This window comes from Streptomyces sp. NPDC037290 (genome assembly GCF_055603245.1).
In genome coordinates this window covers 624,924-641,868 of the sequence record NZ_JBVJVZ010000001.1, presented here as the reverse complement: position 1 = coordinate 641,868, position 16,945 = coordinate 624,924, and the positions used below count along the sequence as shown (strand labels likewise).

At 71.7% G+C, this 16,945-nt stretch carries 17 protein-coding genes; 10 read left to right on the top strand and 7 right to left on the bottom strand.

What is annotated here, in order from left to right:
* Positions 1-26: 26 nt before the first annotated feature.
* Genes ACZ7HQ_RS02950 through ACZ7HQ_RS02940 form a run of 3 tightly spaced genes read left to right on the top strand, consistent with a single transcriptional unit; the run spans position 27 to position 2,996 of the window.
* The gene (locus ACZ7HQ_RS02950) at positions 27-989 is read left to right on the top strand and encodes an ABC transporter ATP-binding protein (protein WP_470983823.1); all 963 of its coding nucleotides are present in this window, start codon (positions 27-29) and stop codon (positions 987-989) included.
* Entirely contained in the window at positions 989-1,705 is a 717-nt protein-coding gene (locus tag ACZ7HQ_RS02945) for an ABC transporter permease (RefSeq protein WP_470983821.1), read from the top strand. The genes ACZ7HQ_RS02950 and ACZ7HQ_RS02945 overlap by 1 nt, the downstream gene beginning before the upstream one ends.
* Before the next feature lie 16 nt (positions 1,706-1,721).
* On the top strand, positions 1,722-2,996 hold the full coding sequence (locus ACZ7HQ_RS02940) for a sensor histidine kinase (RefSeq protein WP_470983818.1): 1,275 nt from the start codon (positions 1,722-1,724) through the stop codon (positions 2,994-2,996).
* Here ACZ7HQ_RS02940 and ACZ7HQ_RS02935 read toward each other — a convergent pair.
* Positions 2,974-4,536: an alpha-L-arabinofuranosidase B gene (locus tag ACZ7HQ_RS02935; protein WP_470983815.1), complete on the bottom strand. Its 1,563-nt coding sequence runs from the start codon at positions 4,534-4,536 to the stop codon at positions 2,974-2,976. The two genes, ACZ7HQ_RS02940 and ACZ7HQ_RS02935, sit on opposite strands and share 23 nt — an antisense overlap.
* A gap of 168 nt (positions 4,537-4,704) precedes the next feature.
* Positions 4,705-5,478, bottom strand: a complete 774-nt coding sequence (locus ACZ7HQ_RS02930) for a class I SAM-dependent methyltransferase (protein ID WP_470983814.1) — start codon at positions 5,476-5,478, stop codon at positions 4,705-4,707.
* 62 nt (positions 5,479-5,540) lie between these two features.
* Here ACZ7HQ_RS02930 and ACZ7HQ_RS02925 point away from each other — a divergent pair, with 62 nt between their 5' ends.
* Positions 5,541-6,182, top strand: a complete 642-nt coding sequence (locus ACZ7HQ_RS02925; protein WP_470983811.1) for a response regulator — start codon at positions 5,541-5,543, stop codon at positions 6,180-6,182.
* Positions 6,183-6,195: 13 nt separating this feature from the next.
* Here ACZ7HQ_RS02925 and ACZ7HQ_RS02920 read toward each other — a convergent pair whose 3' ends face one another.
* The 4 genes from ACZ7HQ_RS02920 to ACZ7HQ_RS02905 all read right to left on the bottom strand — a co-directional run bounded on the left by ACZ7HQ_RS02920 (position 6,196) and on the right by ACZ7HQ_RS02905 (position 10,251).
* Entirely contained in the window at positions 6,196-6,978 is a 783-nt protein-coding gene (locus tag ACZ7HQ_RS02920) for a hypothetical protein (RefSeq protein WP_470983808.1), read from the bottom strand.
* Entirely contained in the window at positions 6,979-7,518 is a 540-nt protein-coding gene (locus ACZ7HQ_RS02915) for a SigE family RNA polymerase sigma factor (protein ID WP_470983807.1), read from the bottom strand.
* Positions 7,519-7,569: 51 nt separating this feature from the next.
* Entirely contained in the window at positions 7,570-9,000 is a 1,431-nt protein-coding gene (locus tag ACZ7HQ_RS02910) for an MFS transporter (RefSeq protein WP_470983804.1), read from the bottom strand.
* Positions 9,001-9,063: 63 nt separating this feature from the next.
* Complete coding sequence (locus tag ACZ7HQ_RS02905; RefSeq protein ID WP_470983801.1) at positions 9,064-10,251, bottom strand: lipid-transfer protein; 1,188 nt, start codon at positions 10,249-10,251, stop codon at positions 9,064-9,066.
* A gap of 163 nt (positions 10,252-10,414) precedes the next feature.
* On the opposite strand from ACZ7HQ_RS02905, the gene ACZ7HQ_RS02900 reads away from it, so the two are divergent.
* From ACZ7HQ_RS02900 to ACZ7HQ_RS02880, 5 genes are all read left to right on the top strand, one after another.
* Positions 10,415-12,163 (top strand): MFS transporter, encoded by a 1,749-nt coding sequence (locus ACZ7HQ_RS02900; protein ID WP_470983800.1) that lies wholly within the window; start codon positions 10,415-10,417, stop codon positions 12,161-12,163.
* 161 nt (positions 12,164-12,324) lie between these two features.
* Positions 12,325-12,978, top strand: coding sequence for a class I SAM-dependent methyltransferase (locus ACZ7HQ_RS02895; RefSeq protein ID WP_470983797.1), 654 nt, complete (start codon positions 12,325-12,327; stop codon positions 12,976-12,978).
* Positions 12,979-13,000: 22 nt separating this feature from the next.
* Positions 13,001-13,933: an N-acetylmuramoyl-L-alanine amidase gene (locus tag ACZ7HQ_RS02890; RefSeq protein ID WP_470983795.1), complete on the top strand. Its 933-nt coding sequence runs from the start codon at positions 13,001-13,003 to the stop codon at positions 13,931-13,933.
* A gap of 116 nt (positions 13,934-14,049) precedes the next feature.
* Entirely contained in the window at positions 14,050-14,808 is a 759-nt protein-coding gene (locus ACZ7HQ_RS02885) for a DUF5336 domain-containing protein (protein ID WP_470983792.1), read from the top strand.
* Positions 14,809-14,914: 106 nt separating this feature from the next.
* Complete coding sequence (locus ACZ7HQ_RS02880) at positions 14,915-15,925, top strand: LLM class F420-dependent oxidoreductase (RefSeq protein ID WP_470983789.1); 1,011 nt, start codon at positions 14,915-14,917, stop codon at positions 15,923-15,925.
* Here ACZ7HQ_RS02880 and ACZ7HQ_RS02875 read toward each other — a convergent pair.
* Complete coding sequence (locus tag ACZ7HQ_RS02875; RefSeq protein ID WP_470983786.1) at positions 15,922-16,506, bottom strand: hypothetical protein; 585 nt, start codon at positions 16,504-16,506, stop codon at positions 15,922-15,924. The genes ACZ7HQ_RS02880 and ACZ7HQ_RS02875 overlap by 4 nt on opposite strands.
* Before the next feature lie 129 nt (positions 16,507-16,635).
* Between ACZ7HQ_RS02875 and ACZ7HQ_RS02870 the strand changes: the two genes are divergently transcribed.
* Positions 16,636-16,929, top strand: coding sequence for a hypothetical protein (locus tag ACZ7HQ_RS02870; protein ID WP_470983783.1), 294 nt, complete (start codon positions 16,636-16,638; stop codon positions 16,927-16,929).
* Positions 16,930-16,945: the final 16 nt, after the last annotated feature.

Here is a 16,945-nt window from a genome sequence, read left to right as displayed (position 1 = left end):
GGGCCGCGTTCCCTAGCGTCGTAGTCATGACACAGACGGAGAACACCGCCGTGTCCTTCACGGGGGCGGTCAGGACCCACGGCGCGGTACGCGCGGTGGACGGCGTGGACCTGGAGATCGGGCGCGGCGAGACCGTCGCCCTGCTGGGCCGTAACGGCGCCGGGAAGTCGACCACGATCGGGCTGCTGCTCGGGCTGTACGAGCCCGACGCCGGCGCCGTGGAACTGTTCGGCGCGGCACCGGAGCGGTCGGTGCGCGCGGGCCGCGTGGGCGCGATGCTCCAGGACGCACGGCCGGTGCCGCGGGTGACCGTGGGCGAACTGGTCACCTTCGTGGCCTCCCGTTATCCCTCCCCGATGCCGGTGGCCCGGGCACTGGAGCTGGCCGGGATCGCGGACCTGGCCGGGCGGCGGGTGGACCGGCTGTCCGGCGGGCAGGTCCAGCGGGTGCGCTTCGCCGTGGCGCTGGCGGGGGACCCCGCACTGCTGGTGCTGGACGAGCCGACGTCGGCGCTGGACGTGGAGGCCCGGCACGCCTTCTGGGCGTCGATGCGCGCGTACGCCCGCCGGGGCCACACCGTCCTGTTCTCCACGCACCACCTGGCGGAGGCGGACACGTACGCCGACCGGATCGTGGTCCTCGACCGGGGGCGGATCGTCGCCGACGGGACGGGCGAGGACCTGCGGCGCTCGGCGGGCGGCAACCTGGTCTGCGTCGACCTGGCGGGCCGGGAGCCGGAGTCCCTCGGCCTGCTGCCCGGGGTCCGCTCGGCGGAGGTGCGGGGCGGCCGGGTCCGGCTGCGCACCGACGACTCGGACGCGACGGTGATCGCCCTGACCGAACGGGGCGCGATCAGGAACCTCGAGGTGACACCGGCCTCACTGGACGACGCGTTCCTCGCGATCACGGCCGGCACCGGCGCCCCGAAGGAGCGCGGGGATCCGCACGGCCGGCCACAGCCGGTCCGCACCCACAGGTCGGCGGTGTGATGCTCGCCTACATCCGTCTGGAAGTCCGCCGCACCCTGCGGGACCCCGGCTTCGTCATCGGCGGCGTCGCCATGCCCGTGATGATGTACCTCCTGTTCACCAACCTCGGCGAGAACGACCGGAGTTGGAAGGCGGCGGCCATGGTCGGCATGGCGGCCTACGGCGCGGTGGGATCCGGCCTGAACACCGGAGGCGCTGTCGCCGAGGACCGCGCCGTCGGCTGGCTGCGGCAACTGCGCGTGACTCCCATGACGCCGCGCGAGGTGGTGACCGGGCGGGCGCTGACCGGGGTGGTGACCGTACTGCCGTCGATCGTCGCGGTGCTGGCGGCGGGCGGGCTGGTCGACGGGGTGCGGCTGGCGGCCTGGCGGTGGGCGGCGATCGCGCTGCTGCTGTGGCTCGGCTCGGTCCCCTTCACCCTGCTCGGCCTCGGCAACGGCTACCGGCTCACCGGACCCTCGACCGGGGTGGTCAACACGCTGTGCAATCTGGGGCTCGCGGTGCTCGGCGGTCTGTGGTTCCCGATCACCCTCTTCCCCGGCTGGCTGCAGGGCCTGTCGGCCTGGACCCCCACCCGTCGGTTCGCCCAGCTGGGCACCGCCGTATCGGAGGGGCGCGCCCCGGGCGCGGATGCCATCATCGTGCTGACGGCCTGGCTCATTCTGTTCGGTTCGTACGCCGTGCTGTCGTACCGCCGTCGGGCGGGGACCATCTGACCGGGGGAACACAGACATGAACTGGGCGCGGGCAGTCGGCTGCCAGATACAGGCCCTGCGGGCCGAACGACGGCAGTGGCGGGCCGAGCACGAACGCTTCAAGGCCGCGCAACGGGCCGCCCGGAAGCGGGGAAAGGAACCGGACGTCGACCATCCGGGTCCCCCGCCCACCGGGTTCGCCCTGCTGCCCTGGCTGCTGATGGGGATGGGGTCCCTCTCCAACCTGCTCCAGGGCAGGACCCCGAACCCGTGGGTCGGCGGCCTGGGCCTGTTGGCCTTCAACTCCTGCTACATCTACGTCACCTTCCGCTCCTTCGACCGGGCGAAGCGCGAGGCCGTCTCCACCCGGGTGGCGCTGCTCCTCATGGGCCTGGTGACCACGGGGCTGGCCCTCGGCTACGGCGGTGACTGGCTGACGTTCTTCCCGCTGCTGGGACTCGCGGCGGGCTCGGCCCTGCGGGGCCCGTGGCTGGGCCGTACGGGCCTGCTGCTGTCGGTGTACGCGGGTGTCGTCTCGTATGTGCGCGGCGGCTGGGGGGACGCGTCCAGCATCGGCTACGCCACGTTCATCTCCAGCATGGTGACCGCCGCGATCCTCGGCCTGTCCGAGGCCGTACGGGAACTGCGCGCCGCCCGCGAGGAGCTGGCCCGGCGCGCGGTGGAGAAGGAGCGGCTGCGCTTCTCACGGGACCTGCACGACCTGCTCGGGCACACGCTGTCGGTCATCGTGGTGAAGTCGGAGGCGGCCCGGCGGCTGGCCGAGCGCGACCTGGACGCGGCGCTGGGCCAGATCACGGACATCGAGTCGGTGGGCCGGCAGGCGCTCACCGAGATCCGCGAGGCGGTGACCGGCTACCGGGAGGGCAGCCTCGCCACCGAACTGACCCGGGCCCGCTCGGCGCTGTCCGCGGCGAGTCTGGAGCCGGTGGTGCGTCAGTCCGGTGCGCCGCTCGAACCGCAGACGGAGGCGCTGCTGAGCTGGGTGGTGCGCGAGGCGGTCACCAACGTGGTCCGGCACAGCGACGCCGACCGCTGTGAGATCACCGTCGAGAGCGGCGCCGAGCAGGTCCGGCTGACCGTCACCGACAACGGCAGCGGCAGACCCGTGAGCCGGCCCGAGCAGGGCATCGGCGGCACGGGTCTGACGGGCCTGACCGAACGCCTCGCGGCGGCGGGCGGCTCGCTCACGGCCGGCCCGTCGCCACGCGGCGGTTTCACGGTGACCGCCGAACTCCCGGTGCAGTCGGCGCAGTTCGCTCCGACGGTGACTACGGCGCCCAGGGCGAGCTGACCGCCCAGGTGACGTCGTCGGTCCAGGACGTGCTGCTGTCGAAGTCGTTGGAGCCGCCGTCGCTCGCTATGTAGAGGTTGTAGGCGTAGTGGCGCAGGTACCGCGTCGGGTAGTTGTACGAGGCGAACGAGGTGCCGGTGCCGCTCTTGCCGGTCTGCGGGCAGAAGGTGGCGTCGGCCCGGAACTGGGCGGTGCCGTCCATGGGCTGGCGGTAGAGCTTGTAGTTGTAGTGGCGCAGGAAGTCGCCCGGGTAGTTGCGTGACTCGAAGGAGACGCAGGAGCTGCTCGCGAGGCCGCGGCGGACGATCCAGGTCGCGTCGTTCTTGTCCAGGCCCGAGCTGCTCGAGGTGATGGAGGAGAGCACGCCGGCGTCGTTCTGGTGGCGGACGTAGTCGGCGGTGCAGCAGGAGGTGGTGGCGCGCAGCGAGATCTCCGAGCCGGGGTTCAGGGTGCCGGTGCTGCCGGTCGCGCCGCCGTAGCCGACGGAGACGATGTTGCCCTGGACGGCGTTGTCGGCGGCGTCCGTCGGGATGCCGGAGGTCATCACGCCCTCGAAGAAGGAGCCGATGGAGCCGTTGCTGTTGTCGCCGCCGGTGCCGAGGACGATCGCGCCCTCCTGGTGCATCGGCGTGTATCCGCTCGTGGTCGGCTCACCTCCGGAATAGGTGGTCGTGAGGCCGCCGGACTGGGCATTTCCGTATTTGAGCGCGAAATGGTTCTGCCCGTTGTTCTTGAGCAGCGCGGTCACGAAAGGCAACCGCCCGGTGCCGGTGTTGGAGGTGTTCTTGCTGTATCCGGCGTCGGACTGGAACAGCCCATTCTCCAGGTCGGCCTGCACCCACGGGCCCTGTCCGTAGCAGGGCGAGAACCAGCACTCGGTGCCGAAGTTGATGGCGTCCATGTGGCCGTTGCCGGTGTCCTTGTTGTTGGTCTCGGCGTTGCCGTAGTCGAAGCAGCAGCGGTTGTTGACGTGCGTGCCGGACGTCACCATGTACATGCCCTCGGCCTGGCCGTTCACGGCGACGCCCGAGGTGGAGTTGTCCCGGTATCCCATGCCGGCGGAGATCTCCAGGCCGTAGACCTGATGGCCGCCGACGGTCACCGGCAGGGCGTCGGCGGGCGCCCCGACATCGGCTGCTCCGGCGCCGCCCGCACCCTCGACGGTGAGGTCGTTGTGGCGCGGGGACTGGTCGTAGATCTCGGTGATGACGCAGGTCGTGCCGGAGCAGAAGGAGTCCTGGGCGGCCGCGTTGGCGTAGCCGCCGGCGGACAGCAGCCCGATGTCGGTCTTCGCCCCGTCCGAGGCGCGCCGCACCTGGTAGAGCGGGCCGTTGTACGAGCCGTACAGCGCCCGGACCAGGCTGTGCGCCGCGACGCAGGGGGTCCCCGCGGCGCCGTAGACGTCACAGGGCAGCGAACTCGCCGCGGCCGCCTGGGGCGCACCGGTGCCGAGCAGCAGCGCGGCGAGGGTCGCGCAGACCGCGAGGACGGACAGGGCGGCGCCTCTCAGCCGCCCGGTGCGGATGTGGGGGGATCTCATGAGCACGGAACACCTCGGATTCATTGTTCGATATTTCGGACAAAGTTCGATCGAAATACCGAACCCATTCGACGGTGGAAATTGCATGGATTCCTGGAAATGCAGGGGCGATTGTTTGAGCGCGGCCTCGGAGCGTCAACCCCCGCCGCACGGGACCATGCCAAGTCTTTAATCGACAGCGGCCGCCCGTGCCGTGAGCAACGGCTGGAAGAATCCCGTCTTTTCGGGCGTCAGCCAGGCGATGTCCGTGAATCCCGCGGCGGCGGCGAATCCGGCGAGCCGTGTCCGGCCGAGCGCCCAGTAGGTGGCCCGGTGCACCCGGGCCCGCCACTCCCCCTGCTCCGGAAGCAGCCGGAAGAGTTCCAGGTCGTAGTGCTCACCGTCGTCATGCCAGTGCCAGAGCTGGAAGGTGATGCTCCGCCCGGTGCCGTCGGCGGACCCGTGCACCTGCGGCGGCGTCGAGACCGGCCGCTCGCGCAGCAGTTCGTCGTAGGGGCGAGTGCTGACCAGCAACCGCCCGCCGGGCCGCAGCACCCTGCGCATCTCCGCCAGCGCGGCCCGCACGTCCGGCTCCGTGAGGAGATGGGGCAGCGCGTTGTCGGCGCAGACGACGGCATCGAACCGGCCGCCAGGGAAGGGCAGTTGCCGCATGTCCGCACCGGCCGTCGGCAGTGTCAGCCCCAGCCGGGCGGCCTCCCTCCCCGCACGCGCGGCGGCCCGCACGCTCAGGTCGGTGCCCAGGACCCGGTGGCCGCGCAGCGCCAGCCCGATGGCCTGCGTCCCGATGCCGCAGGAACAGTCCAGCACCAGGGCGCCCTCCTGGCCGACCAGGGCGTCCAGGGCACCGCCCTGCCGGCGGGCGCTCGCCGCCCAGTCCGTGTAGATCAGGTGGTAGTCGTCGGCCAGCTCGTCGTAGAAACGCGCAGTCGAGGTGTCGGGCATGCGGCGAGGCTAGCGTCCCCGGCGCGGCGATGGGTCCTGGTTTCCGGCCGTAACCTGAGCGCATGAACGAGATGCCCCGGGAGCACCGGAGGGCCAGGTCCATTCGGGTACTGCTCGCCGAGGACCAGGGCATGATGCGTGGCGCGCTCGCTCTGCTGCTCGGCATGGAGGAGGACATCGAGGTGGTGTCCCAGCTGGGCTCGGGAGACGCCATCGTCGACGCCGTCCTCACCCACCGGCCGGACGTGGCCCTGCTGGACATCGAACTGCCGGGCATCAGCGGGCTGGACGCGGCGGCGGAGCTGCGGGAGCAGGCGCCCGACTGCCGGGTGCTGATCCTCACCACCTTCGGGCGGCCCGGCTATCTGCGCAGGGCCATGGAGGCCGGGGCGGCCGGGTTCCTCGTCAAGGACGGTCCCGTGGAGGAACTGGCCGCGGCGATCCGGCGCGTGCTCACCGGGGAGACCGTCGTCGACCCGGCGCTGGCCGCCGCCGCGCTCAGCGCCGGACCGAGTCCGCTGACGGCCCGTGAGTGCGACGTGCTGAAGGCGTCGGTGGACGGGGCGACGGTCGCCGACATCGCCGGCAGGCTGCACCTGTCCGAGTCCACCGTCCGCAACTACCTGTCCTCGGCGATCGGCAAGACCGGCACCCGGAACCGGGCGGAGGCGGTGCGGGAGGCCCGGCAGCAGGGGTGGCTTTGACCCACGAGCGCTGCTACTGGATCACCTCCGCGTTCTGGTAGGCCGTCCCCTCCGGGGCCGTGCAGGCGAACCACTCCACCGGCGAGCCGGCCACCGCCTGGGGCTCGACCACGGTGTTGGTGCCGTCCTTCCAGTAACACTTGACCTGCCGGGCGGTAATGGCGACCTCACCCACCACGAGCCGGACCGGACCGTCGGAATTCGTCTTGCCCAGGGTGAGGGCCCCCGACATCAGGCTCGTGCCCGTCAGGGGCTCCCACCCCTTGAGCGTTTGGAAAATGATCGGTCTGAGCGGGTTGTCGCCGTAGTACAGGCCCGAGTAGTACGAGGTCATGCCGACCAGGTGCCGGTGCCGGTGGTCGGGAAGCAGGGCCGGCTCGATGCCGTACCTGCGCATCGCGGCCAGCTGCAGGGCCGCCTCCGACTCGTCCCGCGGCGCTCCCCACACGGAGACGACCACACGCCAGTTCTTGCCGTGGTCCGTCCCGCGCGCCACCTCCGTTTCCTGCGGAATGTCCACATTCCGGGCCTCGGGGCTCGACGGCTCGTCCGCCACGGCCGACTTCCGGTCGGCGTGGCCGGGCAGGCCGGTGACCGCCAGCGTCGCGCCCGTCGACCCCGCGAGCACCAGGACCGTCGCCGTCGCCACTGCCCAGCGGCGGGCTCTGCGGCGGCGGCCGCCGCGGATGACCGCCTCCACGGGGGCTATGCCGATCTCGACCTCGTCCGCGGCGTCCGCCAGGAGGAAGGCGATGTCCGTCTGCGTCATGTCGTGGTTCTCCCGGTCCGCGCTCATCTACTTCCGCCCTCCGTGCGTCACCGTCTCGGCCAGTGCCGGTATGGCCCGGAGCTTCGCGATCCCCTTGGCCGCGTTGCTCTTGACCGTGCCGACCGAGCAGCCCATCGCTTCCGCCGCCTGGGTCTCCGTCAGGTCCTCCCAGTAGCGCAGGACCACTGCCTCCCGCTGCCGCACGGGCAGTTGGACGAGCGCCTTGAGCAGCGTGCTGCGGTCGTCGGCCTGCGCGATCCGGTCCTCCGTGTCGGCCGGCTCGTGCACCAGGCCCGATTCGTCCTTCGGGGCCAGGAACTCCTTGAGCCTTCTTCGGTGTTTACGCGCATGCAGATTGATCATCACGCGCCGTACATACGCCTCCGGATCGTCGGCCGCGCCGACCTTGCGCCAGGACACGTAGATCCGCTCCAGCGTCGACTGGACCAGGTCCTCGGCGGCGTGCTGCTCCCCCGTGAGGAGAAATGCCGTACGCATCAGCCGCGGCCAGCGGCCGACCATGAAGCTCTGGAACTCCTTGTCCCGAGCGTCCTTCCCGTCCCCCATGGGCACCTCCCAGACATCAAAAGGAGTCCACGGGCCGCCCGGACCGTTGCCTCATCTCGGAGAGATTTTCCGGGGGAGCCACAGCAGCATCAGTACCGCCCCGCCCAGCAGCACCGCCGTACTGCCCCGGAAGGCCAGCGCGTAGCCGTCCGTCAGCGCCTGGGGGCCGGGGCCGTGGCCCGTGCCGGCAGCCGCGACGGTCGACATCACGGCGAGCCCGAGCGAACCGCCCATCGTCCGCGAGGTGTTGACCAGCCCCGACACCACCCCGGCCTCGCCCGGCGCCGCCCCCGACGTGGCGAGGGAGGCGAGCGGGGTCGCCGCCAGTCCCGCGCCGAGCATCATCAGGATCCCCGGGATCATGATCGCGGTGACGTACGCCTCGTGCGCGCTCATCGTCGACTGCCAGCCGAAGCCCGCCGCGGCCACCAGCGTGCCCAGTGTCGCCACGGTCCGCGCGCCCGCCGTCCGCATCAGGCGCGGCGCCAGCTTGGAGCCGACGACCACGGACAGCGAGCTCGGTACGAGGGCGACGCCGGCCTCCAGCGGCGTGTAGCCGAGGACGTTCTGGGCGTAGAGGGTCATGAAGTACCACATGCAGAACATGGCCGAGCCGGAGAGGAACATCGCCGCGTTGGCCGAGGCGACCGAGCGCAGCCGCAGCAGGCCGAGCGGCATCAGCGGGGCCGCCGTACGCGCCTCGACCAGCAGGAACAGGGCGATCAGCAGCAGCCCGGCGAGCAGCGGCAGCAGGGTGGCGGCGGCGGTCCAGCCCTCCGCCTCCGTCTGCGAGATGCCGTAGGCCAGGGTCGCGAGGCCCGCCGTCACCAGCAGCGCGCCCGGCAGGTCGAGGCGCCGCCCGTCACCGGCCCGGCTCTCGGTGAGCCGGCGCACGGAGCCGGCCAGCACCAGCGCGCCCACCGGCACGTTGATCAGCAGCACCCAGCGCCAGGACAGCAGGTCCACGAGGACCCCGCCGACGAGCCCGCCCGCCGCCCCGCCGCCGGCGCCGACCGCGGTCCAGGTGGCGATGGCGCGCGCCCGCGCCGCCCCCTCCGGCACGGCCGAGGTCAGCAGGGTCAGCGTCGAGGGCGCCAGCACCGCCGCGCCGAGCCCCTGCACGGCCCGCGCCAGCAGCAGCTGCCAGCCCTCCTGGGCGAGGCCCCCGCCCAGCGAGGCCAGTGTGAACAGGCCGAGGCCGACCAGGAACATCCGCTTGCGCCCGTACAGGTCGCCGGCCCGGCCGCCGAGCAGCATGAACCCGGCGAAGGCGATGGCGTACGCGTTCACCACCCACTGCAGACCGGACGGGGTCAGGCCGAGGCCGGCCCGCATGGACGGCAGGGCGACGTTCACCACCGACACGTCGAGGACGACCAGGAACTGTCCGGCGCAGGCGAGCGCCACCACCAGCCAGGTGGGCGCGGTCGCACGGCGGGATATGAGGGGTGTGGTGTCGGCGGCTTCCAGCATGGGTGTCATGCTCTCAACCCGGTTACGGTCCTTGCATCGGCATTTCGGACCACCGGGCGTAGGACGTCCGGCCTAGACCGCCCGCAGGAGCGTCACCACCGCCGCCCCGCCCAGCCCGATGTTGTGCGCGAGCCCCACCCGCGCGCCCGGCACCTGCCGTTCTCCCGCCCCGCCGCGCAGCTGCCACACCAGCTCGGCCGTCTGCGCGATCCCGGTCGCGCCCAGCGGATGCCCCTTGGAGATCAGCCCGCCCGACGGGTTCACCACCCAACGGCCGCCGTACGTCGTCGCGCCCGACTCGACCAGCTTCCCGGACTCCCCGGGGGCGCACATGCCGAGCGCCTCGTACGTCAGCAGTTCATTGACCGAGAAGCAGTCGTGCAGTTCGATCACGTCGACGTCCTCGATGCCGAGCCCGGAGCGCTCGTACGCCTGCCGGGCCGCGTCCCGGGACATGGGCTGCCCGACGACGTCGATGCAGGAGCCGGAGGCGAAGGACTCCTCGGTGTCCGTGGTCATGGCCTGCCCGGCGATCTCCACGAGTCCGGTGAGCCCGCGCCGGGAGGCGAACCGCTGCGACACCACCACGGCGGCCGCCGCGCCGTCCGAGGTCGGCGAGCACTGGAGCTTGGTGAGCGGCCGGTGGACGGTACGGGAGGCGAGGATGCCGGCGACGTCGTACACGTCCCGGAACTGGGCGTAGGGGTTGTGCGCGGAGTGCCGGTGGTTCTTCGCGGCGACCGCGGCCAGCTGTGCCTCGGTCGTGCCGTACCTCTCCATGTGCTCGCGGGCCGCGTCGCCGAAGATCTGCGCGGTGGGCGGGGTCGCCTCGAAGCCGTGCCGGGCGGCCATGATCCCGTAGTGCCGGGCGACGGGAGAGGCCGACATGTCGCCTCCGTCCGCGCCGCCACCGAGTGCGCCCTTCTTCATCTTCTCGAAGCCCAGCGCCAGTACGCAGTCGGCTGCGCCCCCTTCGACGAGCTGCCGGGCGAGCATCAGCGCGGTCGAGCCGGTCGCGCAGTTGTTGTTGACATTGTAGACGGGGATGCCGGTGAGCCCCAGTTCGTAGGCGGCGCGCTGGCCGGCGGTCGAGGGCTGGAAGCAGTAGCCGACGGGAACCTGTTCCACATCGGCGTAGGTGACGCCCGCGTCCCGCAGCGCCGCGCTCCCCGCCTCCCGCACCATGTCCCAGTACTGCCATGAACGGGTCTCGGGCTTCTCGAACCTCGTCATCCCGACCCCGGCGACATAGGCCTTCATGGCGCGCAGAGTAGAACGCGTTCCATAAGTTCACCACCCCCTGACGGCAGATCAGAAACCCATGACCTGGTCAAGGATTCATTAGGGGCCCGAAGCAACGGAATAGTTGCCTGTGCATACGAGGTTTAGCCGGTACTTATCTCTACGGGGAGGCCTCGACTCAATGACCCACACGACGACCGATCAACCGGCCCGGAGGGCGAACGGCGCCGTGGTCCCGGTGCTCGCCTTCGCGGGCATCGTCGTCGCGGTGATGCAGACCCTGCTCGTGCCGGTCATCAAGGACCTGCCGCAGCTGCTGGACACCGCTCCCTCCAACGCCACCTGGGTGCTGACCTCGACCCTCCTGTCCGGCGCCGTCGCCACCCCGATCATGGGCCGGCTCGGCGACCTCTACGGCAAGCGGCGGATGCTCATCCTCAGCCTCGCCGTCATGGTGGTCGGCGCCCTGGTCAGCGCGCTCACCAGCCAGCTGCTCACCATGATCGTCGGCCGGACGCTGCAGGGCTTCGCCATGGGCGCGATCCCGCTCGGCATCGGCCTGATGCGCGACATGCTGCCGCGCGAGAAGCTCGGCTCCGCCATGGCCCTGATGAGCTCCTCCATCGGCGTCGGCGGCGGCCTCGCGCTGCCCGCCGCGGCCCTCGTCGCCCAGCACACCGACTGGCACGCCCTGTTCTACGGCGCCGCGGGCCTCGGCGCGCTCGCCATCACCCTCACCCTCCTCGTCGTCCCCGAGTCCCCGATGCGCGCGGAGGGCTCCTTCGACCTGCTCGGCGCGCTCGGCCTGTCCACCGGCCTGGTCCTGCTCCTGCTCCCCATCACCAAGGGCAGCGACTGGGGCTGGTCGTCCGGTACGACGCTCGGCCTGTTCGCCGCCTCCGTCGTGGTCCTCCTCCTGTGGGGCCTGTACGAGCTGCGCGTCCAGGCACCCCTGGTCGACCTGCGCACCACCGCGCGCCCGGCCGTCCTCTTCACGAACCTCGCGTCGATCATGGTCGGCGTCGCGTTCTACGTCGTCTCACTCGTCCTGCCCCAGCTGCTCCAGCTGCCGAAGGCCACCGGCTACGGCCTCGGCCAGTCCATGGTCGTCGCCGGTCTGTGCGTGGCCCCGCTGGGCCTGACGATGATGTTCACCGCGCCCGTCTACGCCCGCCTGTCCGCCAAGTACGGCCCGAAGACCACGCTCATCATCGGCCTGCTGATCATCGCGATCGGCTACGGCGGCGGCCTCGGCCTGATGGACGCGGCCTGGCAGACGATCGTCACGTCCGTCGTCCTCGGCGCCGGCATCGGCCTCGCCTACTCCTCGCTGCCCGCGCTGATCGTCGGCGCGGTGCCCGCCTCCGAGACCGGCGCGGCGAACGGCCTCAACACGCTGATGCGGTCCATCGGCACGTCGGTGTCGAGCGCCGTCATCGGCATGGTGCTGGCCAACACGGCGAAGAACGTGGGCGGCATCGCCGTTCCGACCATGCACGGGTTCCGGGTGTCCTTCCTGATCGCCACGGCCGCGGTGGCGGTGGGACTGCTGCTGGCCCTGTTCCTGCCGAACGCCCGCCGCGCGGCCCAGCAGGAGCACACCCGGCTCCGGGCCAGCAGCGAGGAGGACGCCGTGCTGGAACAGGCCGAGGAGGTGCTGCGTGGGTTCCGGGGACGGGTTCTCGGTGCCGACGGGGCCCCGGTCGCCCGGGCCAAGGTGACCCTGATCGACCGGCGGGGGCGGCAGGCGGGGGCGACCGTCTCCGACGAGAACGGCGGTTATGTGCTCGCGGTGCCGGCGCAGGGGGCGTACGTGCTGGCCGCACGGGCTGCGGGGCACGGGCCGCTCGCGTCTTCCGCCACGCATTCGGGTGAGGAACGGGCTGTCGATCTGGATCTTTCCTTGCCGGGAGAGGCTGTGAGCGCCTAGAGCCCGGGGGGTTCTGCCGTACGGCGTGTGCCGCGCCGTCGTGGTCGACCGCCCAGTTCCCCACGCCCCTTCAGGGCGCTGTACGCACCCCCTGTCGAACGACCGACCGGGGGTGCGGCAGCATGGGCCCCCAGAACACCCGTACGACCGGAAGGCCCCCCATGCCCGTCCCCGCCCCCAAGCCCGAGATCCTGGCCGCGTTCGAAGGGGCGAAGGGGTTCATGCCCGTGGACGAGGGGCTGGCGTTGTACGCGGCCGCGGTGGAGGCGGGACTGCTGGGGCTGCCGTTGCTGGAGGTGGGCACGTACTGCGGGCGTTCCACCGTGCTGCTCGCCGACGCCGCCCGTGCGGCCGGGGTCACGGCGCTGACCGTCGACCACCACCGGGGCAGCGAGGAGCAGCAGCCCGGGTGGGACTACCACGATCCCGAGACCGTCGATCCGCAGGTCGGGCTGATGGACACCCTGCCCGCCTTCCGCCGGACGCTGTTCAGGGCGGGGCTCGAGGAGCACGTGGTCGCCGTCGTCGGGCGCTCCCCGCAGATCGCCGCGATCTGGAACTCCCCGCTCGGTCTCGTGTTCGTCGACGGCGGCCACACGGACGAGCACGCCACCGCCGACTACGAGGGCTGGGCACCCCATGTGGCCGAGGGCGGCCTCCTCGTCATCCACGACGTGTTCCCGCACCCCGAGGACGAGTTCACCGGCCAGGCGCCGTACCGGGTGTACCTGCGGGCCCTGGAGTCGGGGGCGTTCACGGAGGTCTCGGTGACCGGCTCCCTGCGTGTCCTGCGGCGAACGGGCGCCGGGATCTGAAGCCCCGGTTAGAGTCGCAGACGTGTCGTACGTAGGCCCGGACTTCGATCCCCCGCAGCCCCGCCGGCCCCGGCGCGGCCCGTTGACCGTGGCGCTCGCCGCGCTGGTGCCCGGCGCGCTGCTCGGCTGGCTGGTGTACGAGGCGGTGGGCGGCGGCGACGGGGCCTCGGCGCCCCGCGGCTCCGCCGCGTCCTCCCCCGCGCCCGCCACGCCGTCGGACCGCTCCCCTTCCCCCGCCGACGACGGCAAGCGGTCCTCGGGGACCCCCGGGTCCGGTCCGCTGCAGGGCAAGGTCGTCCTCGTCGACGCCGGACACAACCCGGGCAACTTCCAGCACACGGCCGAGATCAACCAGAAGGTGGACATCGGGACGAACTGGAAGGAGTGCGACACCACCGGTACGTCCACCAACGCCGGTTACACCGAGGCCCAGTTCACCCTCGATGTCGCCCACCGGCTGCGCACGCTGCTGGAGCAGCAGGGCGCCACGGTGAAGCTGACCCATGACGGCGACAGCCCCGCCTGGGGGCCGTGCGTGGACGAGCGGGCCCGCATCGGCAACGCCGCGCACGCGGACGCGGCGATCTCCATCCACGCCGACGGCTCCACCGAGGGCAACCGCGGCTTCCACGTCATCCTGCCGGGGTCCGTGCACGCCGGTGCCGCCGACACCCGGCCGATCGTCGACCCCTCGCACGACCTCGGCACCCGCATCGCCGGCACGTTCCTGCGCGACACCGGCGAGCCGCCGTCCAACTACGTCGGCGAAGGTACCGGTCTCGTCACACGTACGGACCTCGGCGGTCTCAATCTGTCAACGGTTCCGAAGGTGTTCATCGAGTGCGGCAACATGCGCGATAGCAAGGACGCGGCACTGCTGACCAGCGGGGCCTGGCGGCAGAAGGCGGCGCAAGGGATCTCTGAGGGAATCGTGAGTTTCCTGCGCGGGTCGTGACCGGCGGGCGGAACCGGCCGGACAGCCGGATCTTGTGGACGGTAGTGTCTACCGACGACGAGACGACTTACGAAGGACCTGAAGTGAATATCCGCTCCCTCACTAGAGGCGACGGCGTGGTGATCGGAGCAGCGGTGGTGCTGTTCATCGCGTCGTTCCTCACTTTCGAGAGCATCTCCGCCTTCGGCGCCAGCCAGAGCCGGAACGCGTGGGACGACCTGGGCATGAGCCTGGGCATCTACATGGGCGCGGTCATCGGTGCCGTCCTCATCGTCGTCAACCGCTGTCTGCCCGAGCAGCGCAAGGTGCTCGGGCTCGACCTCGGCCAGGTCGGCGCCGCGTTCCCGGTCCTGACGGCCTGGACGCTGCTGTGGACGCTGATCGACGTGCCCGACGGGGTGGACGCCGGCGCGGGCCTCATCCTCGGCTTCATCGCGGCTCTCGTCCTCGCGGGTGCCGCCATCGCCACCCCCCTCGTTCCCGCCCTGCAGGCCGCCCTGCTCCCGGCCCCGAAGCCGGTCGCCCCGCAGCCCTACGGCGCTCAGCCGCCCGGTGGTTACGGCTACCCGGGAGCCCCGGCCCAGCCCTACGGCGCGCAGCCGCAGCCGGGGCAGCCGTTCGGGCAGCAGCCGCCGGCCCCTCAGGGGGCTCCGGCGCCGGCGCAGCCCGTCGCCGCGGACTTCTCCCCGTTCTGGTTCGCCGTTCCGGTCAACCGCCCGCTGTTCGCCGAGGACGGTTCGCCGACGCCGATCGCCGAACTGGCGCCGGGCACCTGGTACCTGGCCGTCGAGCAGCGCGGTGCCGCGCTGGTCGCGCAGACCCAGGACGGTCGCCGTGGCGTGCTCCAGGACACCTCCGGCATCCAGCGCGGCTGAGTCCGCGTACACCGCCGTACCGGCCCCTCGCCCTTCCGGGCGGGGGGCCGTTGTCGTACAGTCGCCTCCCTACCAGTGAACTGACGGAGCGTCAGGAGGCGGGTGTATGCGGCTCGGTCTCGCACTCGGGTACTGGGGACGCGGTCCGGACGCCGGTCATGTGCCGCTCGCCCAGGAGGCGGAACGGCTCGGCTACGACTCCGTGTGGACGGCCGAGTCGTGGGGGTCGGACGCCTTCACGCCGCTCACCTGGATCGCCGCCCAGACGTCGACGATCAAGCTGGGCACGGCCGTTGCCCAGATGGCCGCCCGGTCGCCGACCACCACCGCGATGCACGCCCTCACCCTGGACCACCTCTCCGGCGGGCGGATGATGCTCGGCCTCGGCCTGTCCGGGCCGCAGGTGGTGGAGGGGTGGTACGGGCGTCCGTTCCCCGGGTCGCCGCTGACCGCGACCCGGGAGTACGTGGACGCCGTACGGCAGGTGCTGCGGCGCGAGGCGCCGGTGGAGGTGGACGGGCGGTTCCATCCGCTGCCCTACCGGGGGCCTGACGGCACGGGACTCGGCAAGCCGCTCAAGCCGATCACCCATCCCCTGCGGGCCGGTCTGCCCGTCCTGCTCGGCGCCGAGGGCCCGAAGAACGTGGCCCAGACCGTCCGGGTCGCCGACGGCTGGCTGCCGCTGTACTGGGCGCCGAGCCGGCCCGAGGTGTACGGGGACGTGGTACGGGAGCTGCCGAAGGAGTTCATGGTGGCTCCGATGGCCCGGGTGCAGGTGTGCGACGACGTCGCGGAGGGGCTGCTGCCGGTCAAGGCGATGCTCGGCTTCTACATCGGCGGGATGGGGCACGCGTCCCGCAACTTCCACGCCGACCTGATGGCGCGCATGGGCTACGAGGGGGAGGCGCGGCGGATCCAGGAACTGTTCCTCGCGGGCCGGCGGCAGGAGGCGGTACTGGCCGTGCCCGACGCCTTCGCGGACGAGATCTCGCTGGTCGGTCCGCGTGAACGCATCGCCGAGCGGCTCCAGTTGTGGCGGGCGGGTCCGGTGACGGACCTGCTGGCCCTGTCACCCGACCCGCGCACCCTCAGGGTGCTCGCCGAGCTGAACTCCTAGCTGCCCTTGGTGAGCTGGGACGCCGAGGGCACCTGGTCCTTGACCGGGGCGCCGGCGCTCGCGCCCGCGCTCTTGACGTTGCCGATGACGTCGCTGAAGGCGGAGACCGCGTCGGTGTCACCGTTGCGCAGCTTGGACGGCAGGTTCTTCAGGGCGTCGATGCCGGCGCCGAGCGGGGCGAGGGCCTTGGCGAGTGCCGGATCGCCCTGGGCGTTCTTCTGGGCCGCCTTGAGGCGGTTGTAGGCGAAGGCGCCGGCGAGACCGGCCTTCACCAGGGCCGTCTTGCGGCCCTTGGCGCCCTTCTTGAACTTCCCGGCCTTCCAGGGCTTCACGATCCACTGGTAGGTGGCTCCGGCCGCGAGACCGGCGTCGAGCACGAAGCGCGTCTTGGCGAACTTGCGCCGTTCCGCGGACGTGGTCGGGGTGGGGGTCTGGGCGGCGGGGACGGCCTGGACCGCCGTGGTGTCCTTCGTACTGGTCTTCTCGCCGGTGTTCTCGCTGCCGCCGCAGGCGGTGGAGCCGGCCAGCAGGGCGCAGCACAGCGTGAGCGCCAGGCAGAGGCGCCGTATCGGTACGGGCACGGAAGTCCTCCGGACGTGTCCTCCCCGAGCGATCTGCTTCCTCCGGCAGCCTCACCCGTGGCGGCCGGCTCCGCCACTCGGGGGCCGCCGTACGGGTTTCACCGGCCACCGCCCGGCAATCCGGAAGGTATGTCCCCTCGATATCGCAACAGTGCGAATCAGGCCGGGACGGTCATCGCGGTCGTCGCCGACATCATGGCCCTGATCCTCGGCCTGTGGATCCTGATGTACCTGCTGGACGCGAACCGGGCCAACAGCCTGGTGCAGTTCGTCCATGACGCCGCCGCATGGCTGGCGGGCTGGTCCCACGACCTCTTCACGTTCAACGAGGCCTGGGCCCGCGTGGTCGCCGGCTACGGCCTGGCGGCGGTCGTCTACCTGTTCGTGGGCCACGCCGTCGCCAACCGTATGCACCGGCACTGAACCCCGGACCCCGGCC